The 19,104-nt window shown below is 42.2% G+C and carries 17 protein-coding genes; 12 read left to right on the plus strand and 5 right to left on the minus strand.

Annotation, left to right across the window (positions count from 1 at the left end; genetic code table 11):
• Positions 1-843, plus strand: a complete 843-nt coding sequence (locus tag CEQ75_RS04405; protein ID WP_089609247.1) for an SPFH domain-containing protein — start codon at positions 1-3, stop codon at positions 841-843.
• Between the two features lie 11 nt (positions 844-854).
• Positions 855-1,040 carry a type II toxin-antitoxin system antitoxin gene (locus CEQ75_RS04410; RefSeq protein ID WP_089609248.1) on the plus strand — a complete coding sequence of 62 codons (186 nt, stop codon included), beginning with the start codon at positions 855-857 and terminating at the stop codon, positions 1,038-1,040.
• A 99-nt stretch (positions 1,041-1,139) separates the two neighbouring features.
• On the opposite strand, the gene CEQ75_RS04415 is transcribed toward CEQ75_RS04410, so the two are convergent.
• Positions 1,140-1,532, minus strand: a complete 393-nt coding sequence (locus tag CEQ75_RS04415) for a hypothetical protein (RefSeq protein WP_089609249.1) — start codon at positions 1,530-1,532, stop codon at positions 1,140-1,142.
• Positions 1,533-1,823: 291 nt separating this feature from the next.
• Between CEQ75_RS04415 and hcp the strand changes: the two genes are divergently transcribed.
• The 5 genes from hcp to lysA all read left to right on the plus strand — a co-directional run bounded on the left by hcp (position 1,824) and on the right by lysA (position 7,200).
• Complete coding sequence (gene hcp, locus CEQ75_RS04420; protein ID WP_089609250.1) at positions 1,824-3,464, plus strand: hydroxylamine reductase; 1,641 nt, start codon at positions 1,824-1,826, stop codon at positions 3,462-3,464.
• A 102-nt stretch (positions 3,465-3,566) separates the two neighbouring features.
• On the plus strand, positions 3,567-4,001 hold the full coding sequence (locus CEQ75_RS04425) for an RrF2 family transcriptional regulator (RefSeq protein ID WP_089609251.1): 435 nt from the start codon (positions 3,567-3,569) through the stop codon (positions 3,999-4,001).
• 15 nt (positions 4,002-4,016) lie between these two features.
• The gene (locus CEQ75_RS04430) at positions 4,017-5,054 is read left to right on the plus strand and encodes a uroporphyrinogen decarboxylase/cobalamine-independent methonine synthase family protein (protein ID WP_198306637.1); all 1,038 of its coding nucleotides are present in this window, start codon (positions 4,017-4,019) and stop codon (positions 5,052-5,054) included.
• A gap of 198 nt (positions 5,055-5,252) precedes the next feature.
• Complete coding sequence (locus CEQ75_RS04435) at positions 5,253-5,675, plus strand: CBS domain-containing protein (RefSeq protein WP_089612503.1); 423 nt, start codon at positions 5,253-5,255, stop codon at positions 5,673-5,675.
• 268 nt (positions 5,676-5,943) lie between these two features.
• Complete coding sequence (gene lysA, locus CEQ75_RS04440) at positions 5,944-7,200, plus strand: diaminopimelate decarboxylase (protein WP_089609252.1); 1,257 nt, start codon at positions 5,944-5,946, stop codon at positions 7,198-7,200.
• Positions 7,201-7,279: 79 nt separating this feature from the next.
• Here lysA and CEQ75_RS04445 read toward each other — a convergent pair whose 3' ends face one another.
• Together CEQ75_RS04445 and CEQ75_RS04450 are read right to left on the minus strand one after the other, a co-directional pair.
• Positions 7,280-10,039 (minus strand): UPF0182 family membrane protein, encoded by a 2,760-nt coding sequence (locus CEQ75_RS04445; protein WP_089609253.1) that lies wholly within the window; start codon positions 10,037-10,039, stop codon positions 7,280-7,282.
• A gap of 235 nt (positions 10,040-10,274) precedes the next feature.
• Entirely contained in the window at positions 10,275-11,042 is a 768-nt protein-coding gene (locus CEQ75_RS04450; protein ID WP_089609254.1) for a CAP domain-containing protein, read from the minus strand.
• Between the two features lie 348 nt (positions 11,043-11,390).
• Between CEQ75_RS04450 and CEQ75_RS04455 the strand changes: the two genes are divergently transcribed.
• From CEQ75_RS04455 to htpG, 3 genes are all read left to right on the plus strand, one after another.
• Positions 11,391-12,146, plus strand: coding sequence for an ABC transporter ATP-binding protein (locus tag CEQ75_RS04455; protein ID WP_089609255.1), 756 nt, complete (start codon positions 11,391-11,393; stop codon positions 12,144-12,146).
• Positions 12,127-13,047, plus strand: coding sequence for a SufB/SufD family protein (locus CEQ75_RS04460; protein WP_089609256.1), 921 nt, complete (start codon positions 12,127-12,129; stop codon positions 13,045-13,047). The genes CEQ75_RS04455 and CEQ75_RS04460 overlap by 20 nt, the downstream gene beginning before the upstream one ends.
• Positions 13,048-13,223: 176 nt before the next feature.
• A complete protein-coding gene (gene htpG / locus CEQ75_RS04465; RefSeq protein ID WP_089609257.1) occupies positions 13,224-15,098 on the plus strand; it encodes a molecular chaperone HtpG in 1,875 nt (624 codons plus the stop codon).
• A 69-nt stretch (positions 15,099-15,167) separates the two neighbouring features.
• Here htpG and CEQ75_RS04470 read toward each other — a convergent pair whose 3' ends face one another.
• Positions 15,168-15,968: a stalk domain-containing protein gene (locus CEQ75_RS04470; protein WP_089609258.1), complete on the minus strand. Its 801-nt coding sequence runs from the start codon at positions 15,966-15,968 to the stop codon at positions 15,168-15,170.
• A gap of 220 nt (positions 15,969-16,188) precedes the next feature.
• Here CEQ75_RS04470 and CEQ75_RS04475 point away from each other — a divergent pair, with 220 nt between their 5' ends.
• Entirely contained in the window at positions 16,189-17,247 is a 1,059-nt protein-coding gene (locus CEQ75_RS04475) for a tetraprenyl-beta-curcumene synthase family protein (protein ID WP_089609259.1), read from the plus strand.
• Positions 17,248-17,314: 67 nt separating this feature from the next.
• Here the strand turns inward: CEQ75_RS04475 and CEQ75_RS04480 are convergent, their stop codons facing one another.
• Complete coding sequence (locus tag CEQ75_RS04480; RefSeq protein WP_089609260.1) at positions 17,315-18,325, minus strand: polyprenyl synthetase family protein; 1,011 nt, start codon at positions 18,323-18,325, stop codon at positions 17,315-17,317.
• 237 nt (positions 18,326-18,562) lie between these two features.
• Here CEQ75_RS04480 and CEQ75_RS04485 point away from each other — a divergent pair, with 237 nt between their 5' ends.
• A complete protein-coding gene (locus CEQ75_RS04485; RefSeq protein WP_089609261.1) occupies positions 18,563-19,066 on the plus strand; it encodes a DUF3024 domain-containing protein in 504 nt (167 codons plus the stop codon).
• Positions 19,067-19,104 lie beyond the last annotated feature (38 nt).

Consider the following 19,104-nt stretch of genomic DNA (forward strand, 5'->3'; position numbering starts at 1 on the left):
ATGAATGAGTATCCGGCGTGGAAAATGAATGGTTTTGTGGCGGTGTTGTTATTTATCGGCTTGGCAGCCGGGGCGGTCTATTCTTTTGTGGGGATGAGATTTATTCTGGGAAGTATTTTTACCTTGTTAGCGTTGGTGATTGCCGGCGGGATTATGATGGTCCAGCCTAATCAGTCAAAAGTGATCACTTTTTTTGGCCGCTATATGGGTTGTGTGCAAGATGCCGGGTTTTGGTTTGTTATCCCTTTCCATTTACGGAAAACTGTATCTTTGAAGGTGCGTAACTTTAACTCAAAGACATTAAAGGTGAATGATGTGGATGGAAATCCGATTGAAATTGCTGCGGTGGTGGTTTTTAAAGTGGTTGATGCTGCCAAAGCTGTATTTGATGTGGATAATTATGAAACCTTTGTCGAGATCCAAAGTGAAACGGCTCTTCGGCATGTGGCCACCAAATATCCTTATGATACCTTTCACAGTGAGGAATACTCCCTGCGCGGCAATGGGGCGGAAGTGGCCCGGGAATTGGCTTTGGAATTACAAGAACGTCTTTCTGTGGCCGGGGTTGAGGTCCTGGAAGCCCGTCTGACACACTTGGCTTATGCTACAGAGATTGCCAGTGCTATGCTGCAGCGCCAACAGGCATCCGCCATATTGGCCGCCCGGCAGATCATTGTAGACGGCGCCGTGGGGATGGCCCAAATGGCTGTTGCTCAATTGGAGAAGGATGGGATCATTGAGCTGGATGAGGAAAGAAAATTGAACATGATTAATAATCTAATGGTGACCATTATCTCCGACCGCTCTGCTCAACCGGTTATCAACACCGGAAGTCTTTATTAGCAGGGTTTGCCATGGCTCAGAAAAAAAGTTTTTTATTAAGAATTGATCCTGCTCTTTATAACGCCTTAGAAGGCTGGGCCGCGGATGAGCTGCGCAGCGTGAATGCCCATATGGAATATCTTCTGAGAACCGCCTTAATAAAATCTGGTCGTTTGCCGAAAAAAAATCTTACGGAAGCGGAGGAAAAAGAATCATAAGAAATAGAACAATGGCTGATGGACAGCCATTGTTTTTTAAATTCCAAGACGCTCACTTCCCCATCTAAAGCCCCGATGTTCAGCTTAAGATAAATTTGTTCACTTCAGATCAAAGTCTGTGACATCACCCTTTCTGTCGGTAATGTCCTGCCAGATATCTTCCAGCATCACACCGATGGCACAATCTTCAAAGTCGATACGGTCTAATACCTGTTGGCCATCATCGCTAGTGAAACTAATGTGCTTTTCTGTGAGGTCTTCATACCAATGAGCAACACCGGTATATTTCTGCCCTTCGTTTTCCCAATAGATGTTCATGGTCTTATCAACTTGGATCGTTCGTTCTACTAATAACCAGTTGGTGCTGACATCTAAAGAACTGCTGTACCCGGCGTTTCTCAGCTCTTCCTGAAGGGCAAAAAGATTCTCGATTGTGCTTCGGCGGATTCTGCCGGTTTCATCAATTATTTTTTTCATTTTTTCATCCAACATATTTTTGCCTCCTCCATAGCATTTTTATTTCATTTTTATACTTTCAAAAAGTATAAGTTTTTAAGGTTGAAAGTATATAGTGCAACTAAGGCTTCCGCCTCATCCTAGGGCTTGGCGCAAACCAAGTTTTCTAATCATTTGATTATATCATAGAATGCTGATGTAAATCCCATTTAAAGCAATAAAAATAGCTTGGATCGATTGCGAAAAAAATTTTAAAAAACATATTGACATTTAGGTATTCAAATACTACAATGGGACTATAAAATAAAGAAACGGGGAGGGCTTCCATTGAGTATGTTTTGTTTTCAATGTCAAGAGACCGCGAAAAACCAGGGTTGTACCGTCAGAGGGGTATGCGGCAAACCGGAAGAAGTTGCTAATATGCAGGATCTCTTAATCTATGTTTTGAAAGGGATTTCCGTTTATGCTGCGGAAGGCCGCAAGATTAATATCATTGACGAAGAAGCAGATAAATTTGTCATGGAAAGTTTATTTTCTACCATTACCAATGTCAATTTTGATCGAGCCTTCTTTTTAGAACAAATAAAGAAAGCTTTGGCGATGAGAGATCAGGTTAAAAATGCTGTAGAAAAGGCTGGAGTGAAATTAGAAGCATTACCTGATGCAGCTCTTTGGACGGGGACAACTGAGGCGGATTTTGACCAGAAAGCGAAAGCTGTAGGTGTTCTTGCTACGGAAAATGAAGATGTCAGATCCTTAAGAGAGCTGATTACTTACGGATTAAAAGGAATTGCAGCCTATGCCAAGCATGCATATGTGCTGGGTTACAAAGACCAGGATTTAATGGGTTTTATAGAAAGTGCTTTAGCGGCGACTTTGGATAATTCCTTGAGTGCTGATGAATTGGTTGCCCTTACTTTAGATACGGGTAAACACGGCGTAGACGTTATGGCTCTCCTGGATAAAGCCAATACGGAAACCTATGGCCATCCTGAGATCACCAAGGTAAATATTGGTGTAAGGAACAACCCCGGGATTCTAATCAGCGGGCATGATTTACTGGATATGGAAAATCTTTTAAAACAAACGGAAGGCACCGGGGTAGATGTTTATACCCATGGAGAAATGCTTCCTGCTAATTACTATCCTGCATTCAAAAAATATAGCCATTTTGCCGGTAACTATGGTGGTTCCTGGTGGAGACAGGATAAGGAATTTGCCTCCTTTAACGGCCCGATTTTGATGACCACCAACTGCATTATTCCCCCTAAGGATTCCTATAAGGATCGGATTTATACCACCAGTATTGTAGGATTCCCGGGCGTCAAGCATATTGAGGACGGTCCTGACGGGCAGGCTAAAGATTTCAGTGCGATTATTGAACATGCCAAGAAATGTGCTCCGCCTACCGAAATTGAATCTGGTGAGATTGTGGGCGGTTTTGCTCATAATCAAGTATTAGCTTTGGCAGATAAAGTTGTTGACGCCGTTAAATCAGGCGCAATTAAAAAATTTGTCGTCATGGCCGGTTGCGACGGAAGAATGAAAAACCGGAGTTATTACGCGGATTTTGCCGCCCAGCTGCCAAAGGATACGGTGATTTTGACTGCCGGTTGTGCAAAATATCAATATAACAAGCTGAACCTAGGCGATATCGGAGGCATTCCCCGGGTATTGGATGCCGGTCAGTGTAACGATTCCTATTCCCTGGCAGTTATCGCCTTGAAGCTGAAGGAAGTCTTTGGTTTGGATGATGTAAATGAACTGCCTATTGCTTATAACATTGCCTGGTATGAGCAAAAGGCTGTGATTGTTCTCCTGGCCCTGCTTTATCTGGGCGTGAAGAACATCCATTTAGGACCTACTCTGCCGGCTTTCTTGTCCCCCAATGTAGCTTCCGTGCTGGTAGAAAAATTCGGCATCTCAGGGATTTCAACTGTCGAAGAAGATATGAAAAAGCTGATTTAATTTAGTAATATCATGGGGATAATAGGAAGGTTCCTATTATCCCTTCTCCATATGAAATTGTATTGATCGGGAGGAAGAGTTTGAGAAAGAAAAGGTGGTTTTATGGCAGGTATCGTGCATATTTCCGAGATGGTGTCTTTAGCTCTTCATAGCATGATTTATATTGCGAAGCAAGAAAAAGAAGTTGTTAATTCTAAGGAGATTGCTGAAGCAACAGGGTGTTCGGAGGCACATTTAGTCAAGGTTCTGCAAAGATTGGTGCGCGCCGAATTTTTATATTCCCAACGCGGTCCTAAGGGTGGTTTTGGCTTATTAAAACCTGCCCATGAGATTACCCTATTGGAGATCTTTCAGGAAATTGAGGGACCCCTTGAAATGTCAGAATGTCCTATGAACCACCGGAAATGTCTCTTTAAGGATTGTATATTTGGTGGTATGCCCCAGCAATTAAATCAGTTTGCAATTGAATATTTAAGGAGCAAGAAGGTTAGTGACTTCATACGCGAAGAAGCAAGCAGCAGGCGGGTATGTAATTAAGAAAAGAGGGATCGTATGGCTAAGATCAAACTGCCGGGAAACTGTATGACGACGGCCATGGGAATTATGCCCCATAAAGAAATTGAACCTGCAATGAAATTGGCTCTGTCTTTGGATATTCCTTTTTGGCCCCAGTTACCTAAGTTTAGTTATTATGAAGACATGTACGTACAGGTCAGTGAAAATTTCCCAGGCATAATCGTTGATGAAAAAAATCAACGTATTACTTTAGATATGGATGGATTTATGAATGATTTGCCTCTCTATTTGGATGAAAGTCAGGATGAAGCCTATTTCCATCTTACCGGGAAATACTCCCAGACCTTTGATACTTTTTTGGCCCAGGATTTAACAAAATATAAAATGATTAGGGGACAAAATATTGGGCCGATCAGTTTCGGGCTGAAAATTGTTGATAAGGATAAAAAACCGATTATCTATAATGATGAGGTTCGAGGCTTTCTTTATGAATTTATTGCTCAGAAAGTTAATGCTCAGTATCGGCAATTAAAGGCAAAAAATGAAAATACTTTTGTTTGGTTAGATGAACCGGGACTGCAGATCCTTTTCGGTCCTTTTACCGGTTATTCCAGCGACAGTGCCAAAAAGGATTTTGCGGAATTCTTAGACGGGGTGGAGGGTCCCCGGGGGGTGCATCTTTGCGGGAACCCGGACTGGTCTTTTCTGATCAGCGGTTTAGGGTTGGATATCCTGTCGATGGATGCTTATTCCTGGGGACATGTATTTACCCGTTACCGAGATGAGGTAGCTGCTTTTCTTAAAGAAGGCGGGATCATATCCTGGGGCCTCGTGCCCACCTTAACGGAAGAATTAAGTCAGGAGAATATCCAAAAATTAGCGGGCAAATTGGAAGGATTTTGGGACTATCTGGTATCCTCCGGGGTCGATAAAGAACTGATTCTGGATCGTTCATGGATCGCACCTTCCCGCTGTTGTCTGGTGAATGCTGACGGGACGAAAAGTGTCGATCAATCTTTTAAGATATTGCGAGAAGTGGGATATTATTTTCAAGAGAAATACAAATTATATTAAAGTAAAAAAGTTTATCCGATAACTATCTGTCACGAATACCAGTGCTCTGTTTATCAGACTTTGAAGGAAAAGAAGACCGGAATCTATACCCGGTCTTCTTTTGATAAATAAGTATACACAGCGGGAGGGCAGGATTTTTTTTATTTGTGTGGAAAATTAATTACAAGATTAACAACAGATATGGAAAGGGTAATGATAATGAATATCGCTTTTTTCTTGACGCCTAAAAGTGAGATTGCTTTTCTGTCCCCTGAATGCACAATGCGGCAGGCTTTGGAACGCATGGAATATCATGGCTACACCGCTGTACCCCTCATTGACAAAGAAGGGAAATATGCAGGCACAATCACAGAAGGCGATTTGCTGTGGAAATTAAAAGGTTTTCTTGGCAGTAATTTGGAAGCCACAGAAAAAGTCCTTTTAAAAGATATTCCCCGAAGAATTCAAAATAAGCCGGTGCAGATTAACGCAAGAGTGGAGGATCTGTTATCATTAGCTATTACGCAGAATTTTGTCCCAGTAGTAGATGATGTTGGGGTCTTTATTGGGATTATTCGACGTCGGGAGATTATTGAATACTTCGCCGGTTGTTTATTCCCTAAAGAGGAAGCACAAGTGTAAGGAAAGCTGAGGTGGTTATGTTCTTTTGGTTGAAAACAACGATGAGATTAGCAAGCAGGAAGAACCGCCCCTTGTGAGGGTATGGGGGGATATTACTATTGACAATGATTCTGATTTTAGGGATAATAACTAAGATTAAGATGGATTCTTTCAAGCGGTTATGATGGTTGAGTTCATAATCGTTTTTGTTTTATACATTTTGCTTTCATGATGACTGAACCTGGGACAAATTTCACCGAAGATAATATAATAATCAGGGGGATTGATGATGATGGGAAAAAATTTACCATTTACGAAAGAACAGCTGGAAAAAATAATTGAGGAGTTTGGAACTCCTTTTCATCTTTATGTGGAAGAAGAAATCAGAGAAAATGCCCGAAGATTAAAACAAGCATTTTCCTGGGCCCCAAGATTTAAAGAACATTTTGCCGTGAAAGCTACACCGAATCCCCATCTTTTAAAGATTTTGAAGGAGGAGGGCTTCGGCGCGGACTGCAGCTCCCTGGCGGAATTAATCCTGGCGGAAAGAGCAGGAATGGAAAAAGAAGATATTGTGCTTACCTCTAATGATACGCCGCCGGAGGAATTTCAGAAGGCCATCGAATTAGGGGCAATTATTAACTTAGATGATCTGAGCCACATTGAATACTTGGAACGCCATGCCGGATTTCCTGAGTTGATTTCTTTTCGCTATAATCCTGGAAATTTGCGGGAAGGGGGCAATGACATTATTGGTAAACCGGAGGATGCTAAATATGGTCTTACTAGGGAACAAATTTTTCAGGCTTTTGAAATCATGAAAAATAAGGGAGCTGACCGCTTTGGCATTCATACCATGGTCATCTCTAATGAGTTGGATCCTAACTATTTCATCGGGACGGCCCATATGATGTTTGACCTAGCCCTGGAAATTTATCAGAAACTGGGCATCAAAGTAGAGTATATCAACCTGGGAGGCGGTATCGGCATACCTTACCGCTCGGAAGAAAATGCCGTAGACTTGTCTTATGTGGGGGAAGGTATCCGCCGGGCTTATGAAGAAAAAATTGTCCCCAATGGTTTAGATCCCCTCACCCTTGCCATGGAAAGCGGCAGAATGATTATGGGGCCTTATGGATTCTTAGTTGCCAAGGTCAGGCATAAAAAAGACATTTATAAAAAATACGTTGGTTTGGATGCCTGTATGGCTGATTTAATGCGGCCGGGCATCTATGGTGCTTACCATCATATTACCGTGATGGGGAAAGAAAATTGGCCTTTGGATCATATTTATGATGTCGCCGGTTCTCTCTGTGAAAATAATGATAAATTTGCCGTTGATCGAGCGCTGCCGGAAATTGAAATCGGAGATATTATTGTCATCCATGATACGGGGGCACACGGCCATGCCATGGGATTTAATTATAACGGCAAATTACGTTCTGCGGAATTATTGCTTAAACCCGACGGCAAGGTGGAGTTGATTCGCCGCGGGGAGACTTTGGAGGATTATTTTGCCACCCTGGATTTTTCAAATTTATCATAAAGTATCAAGAAAACACTTTCAACCTTAAAATTTATCCTTTCTGAAAGCAAAAAAATTCCCCTTTATAAGGGGAATTTTTTTACATGGACTTGATTTCTTCTTCTAATTCTATAATTTGTTGCTTTAATATTTCTAATTTTTTCAGAATGGATTCCTTAGGCTGAACCACTTGCGGCTCCCCAGGCTTACCTTGATCAGGTTCAGGGGTGCCCGGCGCCGGTTCTTCCGGCAATCCTTTTTGGCCAAAGAATTCCCGAATTGCCTCGTCCAGGGAATTGGTTTCTACCATGATGATTTTTTTATCCACGGCAAAAACAATGGCTTGCATCTGCGGAATGGAAGTGCCTTGTTGGGCTGCTTTAATGTAAATAGGTTCTACATAGATAAAGCCTCCGTCGATGGGCACTGTCATCAGGTTGCCGCGGATAATCTCCGATCCTCCTTGGCCCCAAAGTGTCAATTTTCCGGCAATGGTGGTATTTTGGTCAATCATGCTGTCAATCATGAGAGGTCCTTGTACTTCTACGTTTTTCGGCATGTGATACAACACCAGTTGACCATAATTTTCCCCATCGTTTCTGGCAGCCAGCCAAGCCACCATATTATTGCGGTCCCGATCTTCGCGGCTGGCGGGAGTGAAGGGCAGGGTTAAAACAAATTCGCTTTCTGCTTCATCCGGCAGTTTCATTACGGAGTAATAGGGCTCAGTACTGCTGGTTTCCGCTCCATCCACCTTTTTAGCGATATCCCAGGTGTCCTCCCGGTTATAAAATACAGAAGGATTAGTGACGTGAAAGTTAAGAAGGATACGGCTTTGAATATTAAATAAATCCTCCGGATAGCGAATGTGGGTTTTTAAGAAATCCGGCATGGTGTCAGCATCCTTAAAAACACCCGGGAATATGGCGGAGACTGTCTTTAAAACGGGATCATCAGGGTCAAAAGCATAAAAATCAACTGTACCGTGATAAGCATCAATTACAACCTTCACCGAGTTACGGATATAATTTACATCTCCCGCCGGAGCGGAATAGGGAAAGCGGTTGGAATGAGAGTAAGCATCCAGCATCCAGTAGAGTTTCCCGTCTTCACCCACCACGATATAAGGATCCTGATCGTATTTTAAATAAGGCATCAGGGTGCTCACTCGTTCCACAATGTTTCTGCGCATCAATAATTTGCTGTCATTGTTAATTTCTCTGGCAATATAAAAGCGTGGTGTATTGAAATATGCACTGAGAAACAGCTTGTTTATACCGGCCATCTCAAGGCCGGTAGAGCCTTGATAGACATTTTCCACGTTGCTGTTGCCTTCAGGGTAATCAAATTCTTTGGCGGCCGTGTTACCGATAACATAGCCATACTGTGGATCTGTGGTTAATTCACCGAAATAAATGCGAGGTTCCTGAATGTCTATGCCTTGTACCAGTGATTGAGGAGGGATGTTTTTCACAATCAGGCGAGCATAGCCGGATTCATCAATTTCATTGGCTAAGGTAGCGCTAAGTCCATATCCATGGGTAAACTTCATCGTCAGATTGACAAAAGTTCCGGCATCTTCCTCGGTCAGGGATTTTTGAGAAATTTCCCTGGTAGACAAAAACACTTGGCGGTACTTATCATCAATCAAATAGCGGTCAATATCAATGTCATTAAAATAGTAATAGTATCGCAAGCCTTGATTTTGGGATAATACCGTTTTTAATGGTCTGGGATCATTCAAACGCACATTTTCAATGGTGGAGCGATTGTTTTGGATGTGTTCCCAGGTAATCGTCTCCGTTCCCGGATATTCTTTGTCAATCACATCCTCAAGTCCATAGGCCATGCGGGTGTATTTTATTTCCCGCTCGATATAAGGTTTTTCGCGAACAAATTCATTATTGTTTACGGTATATTGGACCAGACCCAGGACACCGGTACCTGCGATGCCCACCAATAAATAAAAGAGGATGGGGCGGGTGAGCAGGCGATGGTCATTTTTGAAAAAGAAAATAAAGGATGCGACACCGCAGATTAAAGCGACCACCGCCAGGGCAATAGAGAGGGGAATCGTGACATGAACATCCGAATAACCTGCTCCATAGACATATCCTGTTTGGGCGTACACCACGCCAAACATAGCAATGATTCTTTGTAAGGCAAAAAGGATAAATAAAACCCCGATCAGGATCGACCAGAAACGGCGAATGCTCCGGGGAATCAGAAGACTGCCCCTTTTAAAGATGTTTCCTTTAATTCTGATTAAGCCGCTAAAGGAAAAGAAAAATACACCCGCGAGCAAAATGAGGGTCAAGGATGAGGTGAGGGAGTTCAGCACAAAGGAATAAAAGGGCATTTTAAAGACAAAGAAAGAAATATCCATATTAAATATGGGATCAGTCTCTCCAAATGGAGTAGCATTAAAGAATTGCAGCAGCTGCATCCAACCGCTCTGTACCGTTTGCAAGGCCAGCATCAAGCTTAAAAACAGACTGGCGAGAAAAATAATCAGGATGACAAATTTCTTATTGACGGGGGGTGTAATATCAATGGTCCCATTCTCATTATGCTGCTTCTTAAAGAAAGAAGGAAAGCGACTCCAAAAACCGGGATGTTCCTGATTAGCCCCTTGATATGTTTTATAGGTAATAAAACCCATACCAAATAAGATCAAAAAGAAAATGATAAAGGAGAGCACCCCAATTAAAAGCTTGGCAATAATGGGTGTTGTAAATAACTGCCGATAACCCAAATCGTCAAACCAAAGATAGTCCACATAAAATCCGGAAGTAATCTTAATGGCTGCTAACAGCAGGATCAGTATCGCAAAAATATGCAAAAGGTTGAATTTTTTCATGTCTCCTCCTTTTTCAGGGTAATAAATATTTTTGGTACCTTGTTTTATTCTGCATCAAGCATGGATATGCCTTTAATTTGCCCCAAATAATTTAATACGCACTTATTCTTTCAACCTTTTAAAATTTCAATATTTGAAAGTATTAAAAAAGGGGCGCCACTAACTACTTAAAAAGTAGTGTTGTGACACCCCCTTTATCTGGAACTATGTAGGTCAAGAGAGTTTTAAGGCAGCACTATCCAATAAAGTGCTGGGTAAACATTTTGCCGTAAGGTCCTCCGTTGATAATACCAATTCCGATATGGGTGTAATTTTTGCTCATAATATTAGCTTTATGTCCGGGACTGTTCATGAGACCCTTATGAGCACTTTCTACTGTTTGGTGGCCGGCCAGGTTTTCCCCTGCCGTGCGATATGTAATACCTTGGCTTTTCATCAAGTCAAAAGGAGATCCGTAAGTGGGAGAATTGTGGGCGAAGTAATTATTGTCAATCATATCCTGACTCTTCATCCGTGCAGTTTTTACCAACTGCATGTCCACCTTCAAAGCGGGAAGTCCTGCAGCAGTTCTTTCTTCATTGACCAGATTTACCATTTTCTGCTCATCGGCAGTTAAACCGGAAGCCGGTTCTTCTTTAGGTGCCGGAGCAGGGGCTGGTGTTGGTTTAGGTGCCGGGTTTGGAGCAGATGTCGGTTCTTCTTTAGGTGCCGGGTTAGCAGGTGCCGGTTTCGGTTTTGGTGCCGGAACCTTTTTAGGCGGCGGGGTTGTCTTTGGTGCAGCAACCTTGATTTCGCACCCCTTCAGGTTAAAATATTGGCATAACCAGGAGTTGTTATCCGCCTGATTCAGGCATTTACCGGTATCTTCTGTTTGGTTCAAAACAGTGTAGGGACATGTGCTTTTCTTAAAACTGGTTTCAGCGGCCCAAGCCATGGTAGAAAACAACATTGAACATACCATGAGCAAGCACACAAGCAGGCCTAGACGAGATCCTTTTTTCATTAATTTTTTTCCTCCATTCTTTTCCTCTTGTGTTATTTTTTCTGCTAAATTATGGGCAGAAAATTTACGTTTATTATCTTACTATACTTTAAACGGGATTTCTGCAAGTAAATATTGCCAAATGGGTTTCCACCCAGTTCCCATTAATGAAGATAATAAGAAAATAACCACATATTACCATAGTTTTTCTGTCATGCTGAATGCAGCGGTGCTCCATCGTTAACACTCAGGATGGCAAACACGGCAACTATCAAAAAGATTCGTGAATCTTTATAATTTTTTGTCCGCATAGGGTATATTTTATATAAAAAATCATGTACAATATGGATAATAAAGGAGGTTTGCCTTATGTTAGAGTTAAAAAACATCGCTCTTACCGTTGATGGGGAAAAGGAAAAACTGGACATCCTGAAAAATGTCACTTTTACCTTGGATGAAAATAAAATTTATGTCATTACCGGTCCCAATGGGGGCGGAAAATCATCTATTGCTAAAATTATTATGGGTATTTATCTACCTACGGCTGGAGAAATATTTTTTGAGGGTCAGGATATCACCCATTTAGATATTACTCAACGTGCGAAAATGGGCATTGGTTATGCGTTTCAAAATCCTCCCCGTTTTAAGGGTATTACGGTAAGGGAATTATTAAATCTGGCCTCGGGGGGAAAAACCGATCTTAATGTTTGCGATCTTTTGATGGATGTGGGACTTTGTGCCCAGGATTATCTGGAGCGGGAAGTTAATGCCAGCCTATCCGGCGGGGAATTGAAAAGAATTGAGATTGCCACAATTTTGGCACGCAACTTGAAGCTTGCTGTTTTTGATGAACCGGAGGCAGGCATTGATTTATGGAGTTTCCAAAGATTGGCAGAAACCTTTGGCAAGATTCATGAGAAATATCAAACCACGATTGTTATTATTTCTCATCAGGAAAGGATTTTAAAATTAGCGGATGAAGTGATTCTGATCGCTAATGGTGAAGTGTCTGAAATAACCACCAAAGAAAAGGTCCTGGCCGATATTGTGCGCAGGGATGCTGACTGTTTATGCAGCCAAACATGTGAAAAGGGAGTGGCAATTGATGCTCAATGCAGTCGATAAGGTTTTGTTAAAAGCAGTGGCGGATCTCCAGGACTTACCAACTGGGGCCTTTAATATCCGCAAAAATGGTGCCGGTGTCGAGCGGAAAACGACACCGAACATCAACATCTTGACCAAAACGGACAAACCGGGGATTGATATCATTGTAAAGCCCTTTACCAAGGGAGAAAGTGTTCATATCCCGGTGATTTTATCGGAGTCAGGCTTGAATGATGTGGTTTATAATACCTTTGATATTGGGGAAGGCTCCGATGTGGTGATCGTTGCCGGTTGCGGAATCCACAATGAAGGACATGAAAGGGCCCAGCATGACGGGATTCATGATTTTATTGTGCGCAAAGGTGCCCGGATGAAATATGTAGAGAAGCACTATGGAGAAGGAGAAGGTACCGGCAAGAAAATTCTCAACCCCAAAACCATTATTGAAGTGGAAGAAGGCGGCGTGGCCGAACTGGAGATGGTGCAGATAAAGGGGGTTGACACGACCAAACGGGACACGGAGGTTGTGCTGCATAAGAATGCCCGTCTCATTGTGGTGGAACGACTCCTTACCAATGAGGACCAGGTGGCCGAATCCATTATTAATGTTGATTTGCAGGGTGAAGATTCGACGGCTCAGATTGTATCCAGATCTGTTGCTCAGAATACCTCCAAGCAGGTCTTCCATCTTAATATGAGAGGCAGGAACCAATGTCGGGGACATATTCAATGTGACTCTATTATTATGCACCAGGCCCATGTCTCATCGATACCGGAGATTACCGCCTTCCATTCTGATGCCCAGCTAATTCACGAAGCAGCCATCGGAAAAATCAATTCTGAGCAATTAACAAAATTGATGTCCATGGGTTTGACGGAAACAGAGGCCGAGGAGAAGATTTTACAAGGATTCTTAAAATGATTACGCTGTAATTAGGAATATTCACGATTAAGGTTCCAAAAGCAATACCTTGTGTTGCCGGAAAATGTGTTAGCACTCATCTTAGATGAGTGCTAATTTTATTCTTGAAAAAATCTATCATAAGGGATAAAATTAGTAATATCGATATGATCATGAACAAAGATGGAGGGATGAACATGAATCCGGAAAACGGAAATATTTCGATTCATACGGAAAATATTTTTCCGATTATTAAGAAATGGTTGTATTCCGATAAGGATATTTTTGTACGGGAGTTAATCTCAAACGGTGTTGATGCCGTTAGTAAATTAAAAAGATTATCCGCTTTGGGGGAAGTAGATCTGGGTGAAGATCTCCCTTTTTATGTGCGGGTGGTTTTTGATCAGGAAAAGAAAACCTTAAGCTTTATTGACAATGGGATTGGGATGACGGCTGAGGAAGTCAAAAAGTATATTAATCAAATTGCTTTTTCCGGGGCTGAGGATTTTATTGCCAAATATCAGGACCAAGCTGATGAGGGCAGTCAAATTATCGGGCATTTTGGGTTAGGGTTTTATTCTGCTTTTATGGTGGCGGATCAAGTGCAAATCGATACCCTTTCTTATCAAAAAGAAGCGGAAGCGGTGCGCTGGATTTGTACCGGAGGTACTGAATATGAAATCCTCCCTTCTGAGCGCAAAGAAAGAGGTACAACGGTTACTTTGCAATTGGCGGAGGACTCCCTTGAATTCCTGGAGGAATTTACCTTGCGCCAAATTATTGAGAAATATTGCGCCTTTTTACCGGTGGAAATCTTCCTGGTTAATGCCAAACCAACCGAGGACGAAGCAGGCAAAGAACGGGAGGCTAAACCTCTTAATGATACCAATCCCCTGTGGATGCGGAATCCTAAGGACTGTACCGACCAGGATTATAAGGAGTTTTATGCCAAGGTCTTTATGGATTTCAAAGAACCTTTATTCTGGATCCATCTCAATGTGGATTACCCCTTTAACCTTAAGGGAATTCTTTATTTCCCCAAGGTTAATAATGAGTTTGAACGGTTGGAAGGAAAAATAAAACTTTTTAATAATCAGGTTTTTGTGGCCGACAACATTAAAGAAGTGATCCCTGAATTTTTGATGCTCTTGAAAGGGGTGATCGATTGCTCCGATCTGCCCCTGAATGTTTCCCGAAGTTTTCTGCAAAAAGACAGCAATGTGATTAAGATTTCCAAACATATTACCAAAAAGGTTGGGGATAAGTTGGGAGAGCTCTTTCAGGAAGACCGGGAAAAATATCATGGGTATTGGGATGATATCAATCCTTTTGTGAAATATGGCTGTCTCCGGGAGGATAAGTTCTATGACCGGGTGCAGGATTATATCGTCTACCGCACCACCAAAGGAGATTATGTGACACTGAAGGAATATTTGGACAGAAATCAATCTTTCCATGAAAACAAGGTGTTTTACGTCAGTGATGAAAAGGGACAAGGCCAATATATCCGTCTCTTTCAGGAACAAGGGTTGGAAGCGGTGATTTTATCCGGCCCCTTAGATATGCATTTTATCCAGTTCATGGAAGGGAAGATGCCGGAGGTTCATTTTAACCGCATTGACTCCGACCTCTCCGACAGTCTCAAAGATCCGGAAAAAACCCATGATGCTGAAATGCAGGATCAACTGGCCGGTCTTTTTCAGAGAGTTCTGGGCAACGATAAGCTGAAGGTTCAGGTGGAGACATTGAAAACGGAAGATGTGCCTGCCATCGTGCTTTTAAGTGAGCAGACCAGGCGCATGCAAGATATGAATGTTCTTTACGGCCGCTCAGATCTGAAGGGCATGTTCCCGGACGAGGAGACCTTGGTATTGAATGCGGGCAACCCGCTGGTGCAAGGGGTACTGAAGCTTAAGGAACAACCGGAAAAGCAGGAAGAACTGGATTTAATTTGCCGCCATCTCTATGATTTGGCGATGCTCAGCCATAAACAGCTGGAACCGGCTGCCTTGACTGATTTTATTGCCCGGGGCAATAAAATTTTAATGATGCTGGCCAAAGAAAAAAATTGAAGGACAGAAAGAGTATAAATATAAAACCCGGCAGTTGCTACCCTGCCGGGTTTTATCATATCCTAGTGATTAATCCAGCTTTAAGCTTTTGCCTGCTTTCACGGAGAAGGACTCCAATTCTTCCCGTTCAGAAGTATCATAGATGGTGCCATCGATATCAGCATCTTCCAGATCCCGGTCATCCCAGATCGCATCACAGATTTCCTGCAATAAATCTTCAATATCCCCTTGATCAATGTCATCGTACCAGTCATATTTCTCAGCGTAAAAATCCTCTAAATCGATTTTTAGCTCCAGTTCAAGATCATCTTCGTCTCCGTCTAAGTTAATGGCATCAAAGAGCACAGATTTGTTATTCAGATAATCCCTTCCGAAATTCTTATCATCATAATCATCATTCAGGGAATCTTCCATATCGGCAATGATATCATCGATGTCATTACTCTTGGTGTCCTTCTTTTTTTCCAGATCAGTAATTTTATTGTTGGCCGCAGTAAGCTGAGAATTTAAAAGCAAAATCTGGTTGTCCTTGTCTTTGATTTGGGATTTTAAACCTTCCACTTCATTATTGGGTTTGTCGGTGATGCTGATTTGTTTCAGGGTGTTATTCCAATCCACATTTTTGTTAAAAAGGTCACCAAACGCCCGTAAAGGCAAATAGGTGGTGTTATTAACCAGTAAGGGTTGAACGATGTTGCCTGCGCTGTCCTTCGGTGTAACCTGCTGTCCGTTTAAGAGAATCTTAAATGAAACAAATTGGGCTTTTAATGTTGTTTGGATGCTAGCGGCAAAACTTGTCGTACTAAAGGACATAAACAAAATTAATGCGGAAACGACGAGAGCGATCACTTTCTTTTTGTTTTTAATCATATGTGCCTCCTTAAAAATTTATTTATTTTATGTAAATCCATTATAATAAATGGAACTTTTTTCTTCAAGAGTCAAACTTATTATTACCTGACAAAAATAATTCCCTGGATTATTATTCTTGAATGAGGGTTAGTATAGTAGTATAGGATAAAGACGAGTTTTTCTCCATTTAAGTTCCCGAAAAAAATGCGTAAATTAAAAAAATTAGGAGTGCAATAAATTGAATTCGTTACTAAGTGAAGGTAAATTGATTGCTCGTTTTATTAAAGAAATTTTCCCTCTGGTGCATCATGCTTTGTCTAGGTGGGAGGAGTATGGAGCAAAGATCCCTGATCCGGTTTTAAAAACCCAGGCTTTAGCTAGTTTAAAAAATAAAAAATTTCACTGTCAGGGAGGGAGTATTTATGCCCTTTATCCCAAAGCCGATCAGGCAAGGATGGTATCCTTTATTGTGGCTTTTCAAACGATCAGTGATTATTTGGATAATTTGTGTGACAGGACGGGGTGTGAGGATGAAAGGAGCTTCCGGCAATTACATCTGGCCATGAAAGAAGCTCTTGAACCGGACCTTCCTTTGTCGGATTATTATCTTTATTATCCATACCAATCAGATGGAGGATATTTGAAGGCTTTGGTGCAGGAATGCCGCCGGTGTTTGACTTTCTTTCCCTCTTATGGCTTGGCAGCAAAAGAGGTACAGTTTCTGGTTTCTTTATATACGGACCTGCAATCTTTAAAACATTTGGGCCGGGATATAAGGGAAGAACGGTTGAAACAATGGGCGGGACCTTACTTAAAGGACTATCCCCAATTATCTCCCTGGGAATTTAGCGCCGCAACCGGCTCTACCTTAGGTGTTTTTATGCTGGTGGCCTGGGCTAGTCAGGAGCAAAGGGAAACCAAAGAGATCGGGGAAATCATCACAGTTTATTTTCCCTTTATCTCTGCCCTGCATATTTTATTGGACTATTTTATTGATCAAAGGGAAGACTTGGTGGAGGGGGATTTGAATTTTGTTTCTTATTATGAGGGTGCAGAGGAAACGGCGGAGAGACTATGCTATTTTCTCAAGGAATCCCTGGTCCGAACCTCCCGGATGAGATACCCGATTTTTCAGGACACGGTAGTGAAGGGTTTGCTGGCCCTATATCTTTCGGATCAAAAGGTGAATCATCCTGTTCATCAAGGAATTGCCAAAAAATTACTGGCACAAGGGGGTTGGTCCTGCCAGACCTGGTACCATCTCTGTAAGCAACTGCGCCGTTATAAAATGATCTAGGTCCAAACAGGGGACGGTTCTTTAGGTCCAAACAGGGGACGGTTCTTTGTTTTATCTGGCAGCCTTGCTATGAAGTGCGTTTTAAGGCTTCTTCCAGGATTATTTCCAGGAGGGTACGATTCAGACTGGGCGAAAGCCCGGCGAGTTCATTTTTGGCCATAGTTGCACATCTTGCCGCTGCTTCTTCTGTCCGGAGCAAAAAACCTTCTTCCCGCAGTATTTTTAGTATTTCAGCACAATGATGGGGTTTCAGTCGTTTCGTTTCAATGACTTGCCGTACCCAGGATCCTGCTTCTTGATTCTGGAGCAGATACAAAATTGGCAGAGTAAGATTTCCCTGACGCAGATCCTGACAGACAGGTTTCCCTAGATCAAGACTGTTGCCCGAGAAATCCAAAAGATCGTCAGTAATTTGGTAAGTATAACCCAGGTAGGTACCATAGTTTTTGAGTCCGGTTACCTGACGCAGGTTTCCCTGGGTGATCAAAGCACCGGATTGGCAGCAAGCCGCAAGAAGTGTTCCGGTTTTTTGCTCGATCCGTTGAAAATAATCTTTTTCGTTTTGTCCGGTTTGGAAAAGCTGCTCAGATTGCAAAATTTCCCCTTGGCACATTTCTTGAATGGCTAGGACCATCAGTTTGAGAACGGAAAAAAGGTTATGGGATACCAGGATATCAAAGGCCTTGGCGAATAAAAAATCACCCGCCAGAACAGCTCCTTTTGCACCCCAAAGGGCATGAACAGAAGGCTGTCCCCGGCGATACAGGGACTGATCAATGATGTCGTCATGGACTAAGGAGGCCATATGGATTAATTCCACCGCAGCGCCGGCGGCGATCAAATTTTTCTCTCTTTCCGGTGTCAGGGGAGCTGTGGCTTTGCCGCTTAAAATGATTAATAAGGGACGCAGCCGTTTGCCGCCTGAATTTAGAAAATAGGTGCCCATTTCTCCGATGGTTCCTTGAGCCTCAGCCAAGGTTTGATAGAGAAGCTCTTCTACTTGATGCATCTCCGGAACCAGCACCGTGATTTCCTTTTTTGCTGCGGTCGGGGACAGGTTAACTAAATTTTCTTCCATTTTTCCAATCCTCCTTGTGGATTCTTATTTTAGTATTTACTGTAATAAAAGAAAATATTGCGCATAAATGATATGAGAAAAATAAAAAAGGGTTTTATTCTTAACCTATTCAGGCTAAAATGATAAGGAGTAGATAAAAATCCCTGGATCACTTACTTTCATCATTCCCTTTTTAGGGGTAACAAAAGCATGCTTCCCAGGGGAAGAGATTGAAATTTAAAAAAGGAGAACAAACGAGTGAATTCAAATGAAATAGAGATGATAGTGAGAGCAACGATTGAGGCGATGGAAGTATATGGCGGTGAGAGGGGTTTTATGGAATCCTTGCACAAGTTTAAGCTGGGCGAAGAAAAATTGGAATTGTGGATCAGCGCTTTTGAAGAGGGGGGCAGCCCCGGAATTCGGGCTTTAACAGAGAGCTTTGATATGGAGAAGGAAATGGTCACCGAGGCCCTTAAACAAATTAATGACTTTTTTCAAACTACCTGGCCAACCCTACAGCATCGGGTAGTACGACGCCGTAACAGGATGACTGTCAGTATTAAAAACAAGGGGCAAAATAATTATTATGATCTTTGCCAATTGCGCTTTACTCCTTTTGATGGAATGTGGCATCTTTATTGGAAAAGAAACAATGGCACATGGTTTCCTTACGTTTCCGATTTTGATAACATCGGAGGACTTCTTTGGAAAACCCTGTACTTGGTGAAACTGGATGAGTTTGGCTGTTTCTTTGGTTAATCCTGATTTAATTGGGTAATAATAAGAAACTAGGAACA

Source organism: Dehalobacterium formicoaceticum (assembly GCF_002224645.1).
Classification (GTDB): Bacteria; Bacillota; Dehalobacteriia; order Dehalobacteriales; family Dehalobacteriaceae; genus Dehalobacterium; species Dehalobacterium formicoaceticum.

Excerpts from the sequence above, each read along its gene's own strand:
- CEQ75_RS04405 (WP_089609247.1), top strand. The coding sequence starts at position 1 with ATGAATGAGTATCCGGCGTGGAAAATGAATGGTTTTGTGGCGGTGTTG.
- CEQ75_RS04410 (WP_089609248.1), top strand. The coding sequence starts at position 855 with ATGGCTCAGAAAAAAAGTTTTTTATTAAGAATTGATCCTGCTCTTTAT.
- CEQ75_RS04415 (WP_089609249.1), bottom strand. The coding sequence starts at position 1,532 with ATGTTGGATGAAAAAATGAAAAAAATAATTGATGAAACCGGCAGAATC.
- CEQ75_RS04425 (WP_089609251.1), top strand. The coding sequence starts at position 3,567 with ATGGCAGGTATCGTGCATATTTCCGAGATGGTGTCTTTAGCTCTTCAT.
- CEQ75_RS04430 (WP_198306637.1), top strand. The coding sequence starts at position 4,017 with ATGGCTAAGATCAAACTGCCGGGAAACTGTATGACGACGGCCATGGGA.
- CEQ75_RS04435 (WP_089612503.1), top strand. The coding sequence starts at position 5,253 with ATGAATATCGCTTTTTTCTTGACGCCTAAAAGTGAGATTGCTTTTCTG.
- lysA (WP_089609252.1), top strand. The coding sequence starts at position 5,944 with ATGATGGGAAAAAATTTACCATTTACGAAAGAACAGCTGGAAAAAATA.
- CEQ75_RS04445 (WP_089609253.1), bottom strand. The coding sequence starts at position 10,039 with ATGAAAAAATTCAACCTTTTGCATATTTTTGCGATACTGATCCTGCTG.
- CEQ75_RS04450 (WP_089609254.1), bottom strand. The coding sequence starts at position 11,042 with ATGAAAAAAGGATCTCGTCTAGGCCTGCTTGTGTGCTTGCTCATGGTA.
- CEQ75_RS04455 (WP_089609255.1), top strand. The coding sequence starts at position 11,391 with ATGTTAGAGTTAAAAAACATCGCTCTTACCGTTGATGGGGAAAAGGAA.
- CEQ75_RS04460 (WP_089609256.1), top strand. The coding sequence starts at position 12,127 with ATGCTCAATGCAGTCGATAAGGTTTTGTTAAAAGCAGTGGCGGATCTC.
- htpG (WP_089609257.1), top strand. The coding sequence starts at position 13,224 with ATGAATCCGGAAAACGGAAATATTTCGATTCATACGGAAAATATTTTT.
- CEQ75_RS04470 (WP_089609258.1), bottom strand. The coding sequence starts at position 15,968 with ATGATTAAAAACAAAAAGAAAGTGATCGCTCTCGTCGTTTCCGCATTA.
- CEQ75_RS04480 (WP_089609260.1), bottom strand. The coding sequence starts at position 18,325 with ATGGAAGAAAATTTAGTTAACCTGTCCCCGACCGCAGCAAAAAAGGAA.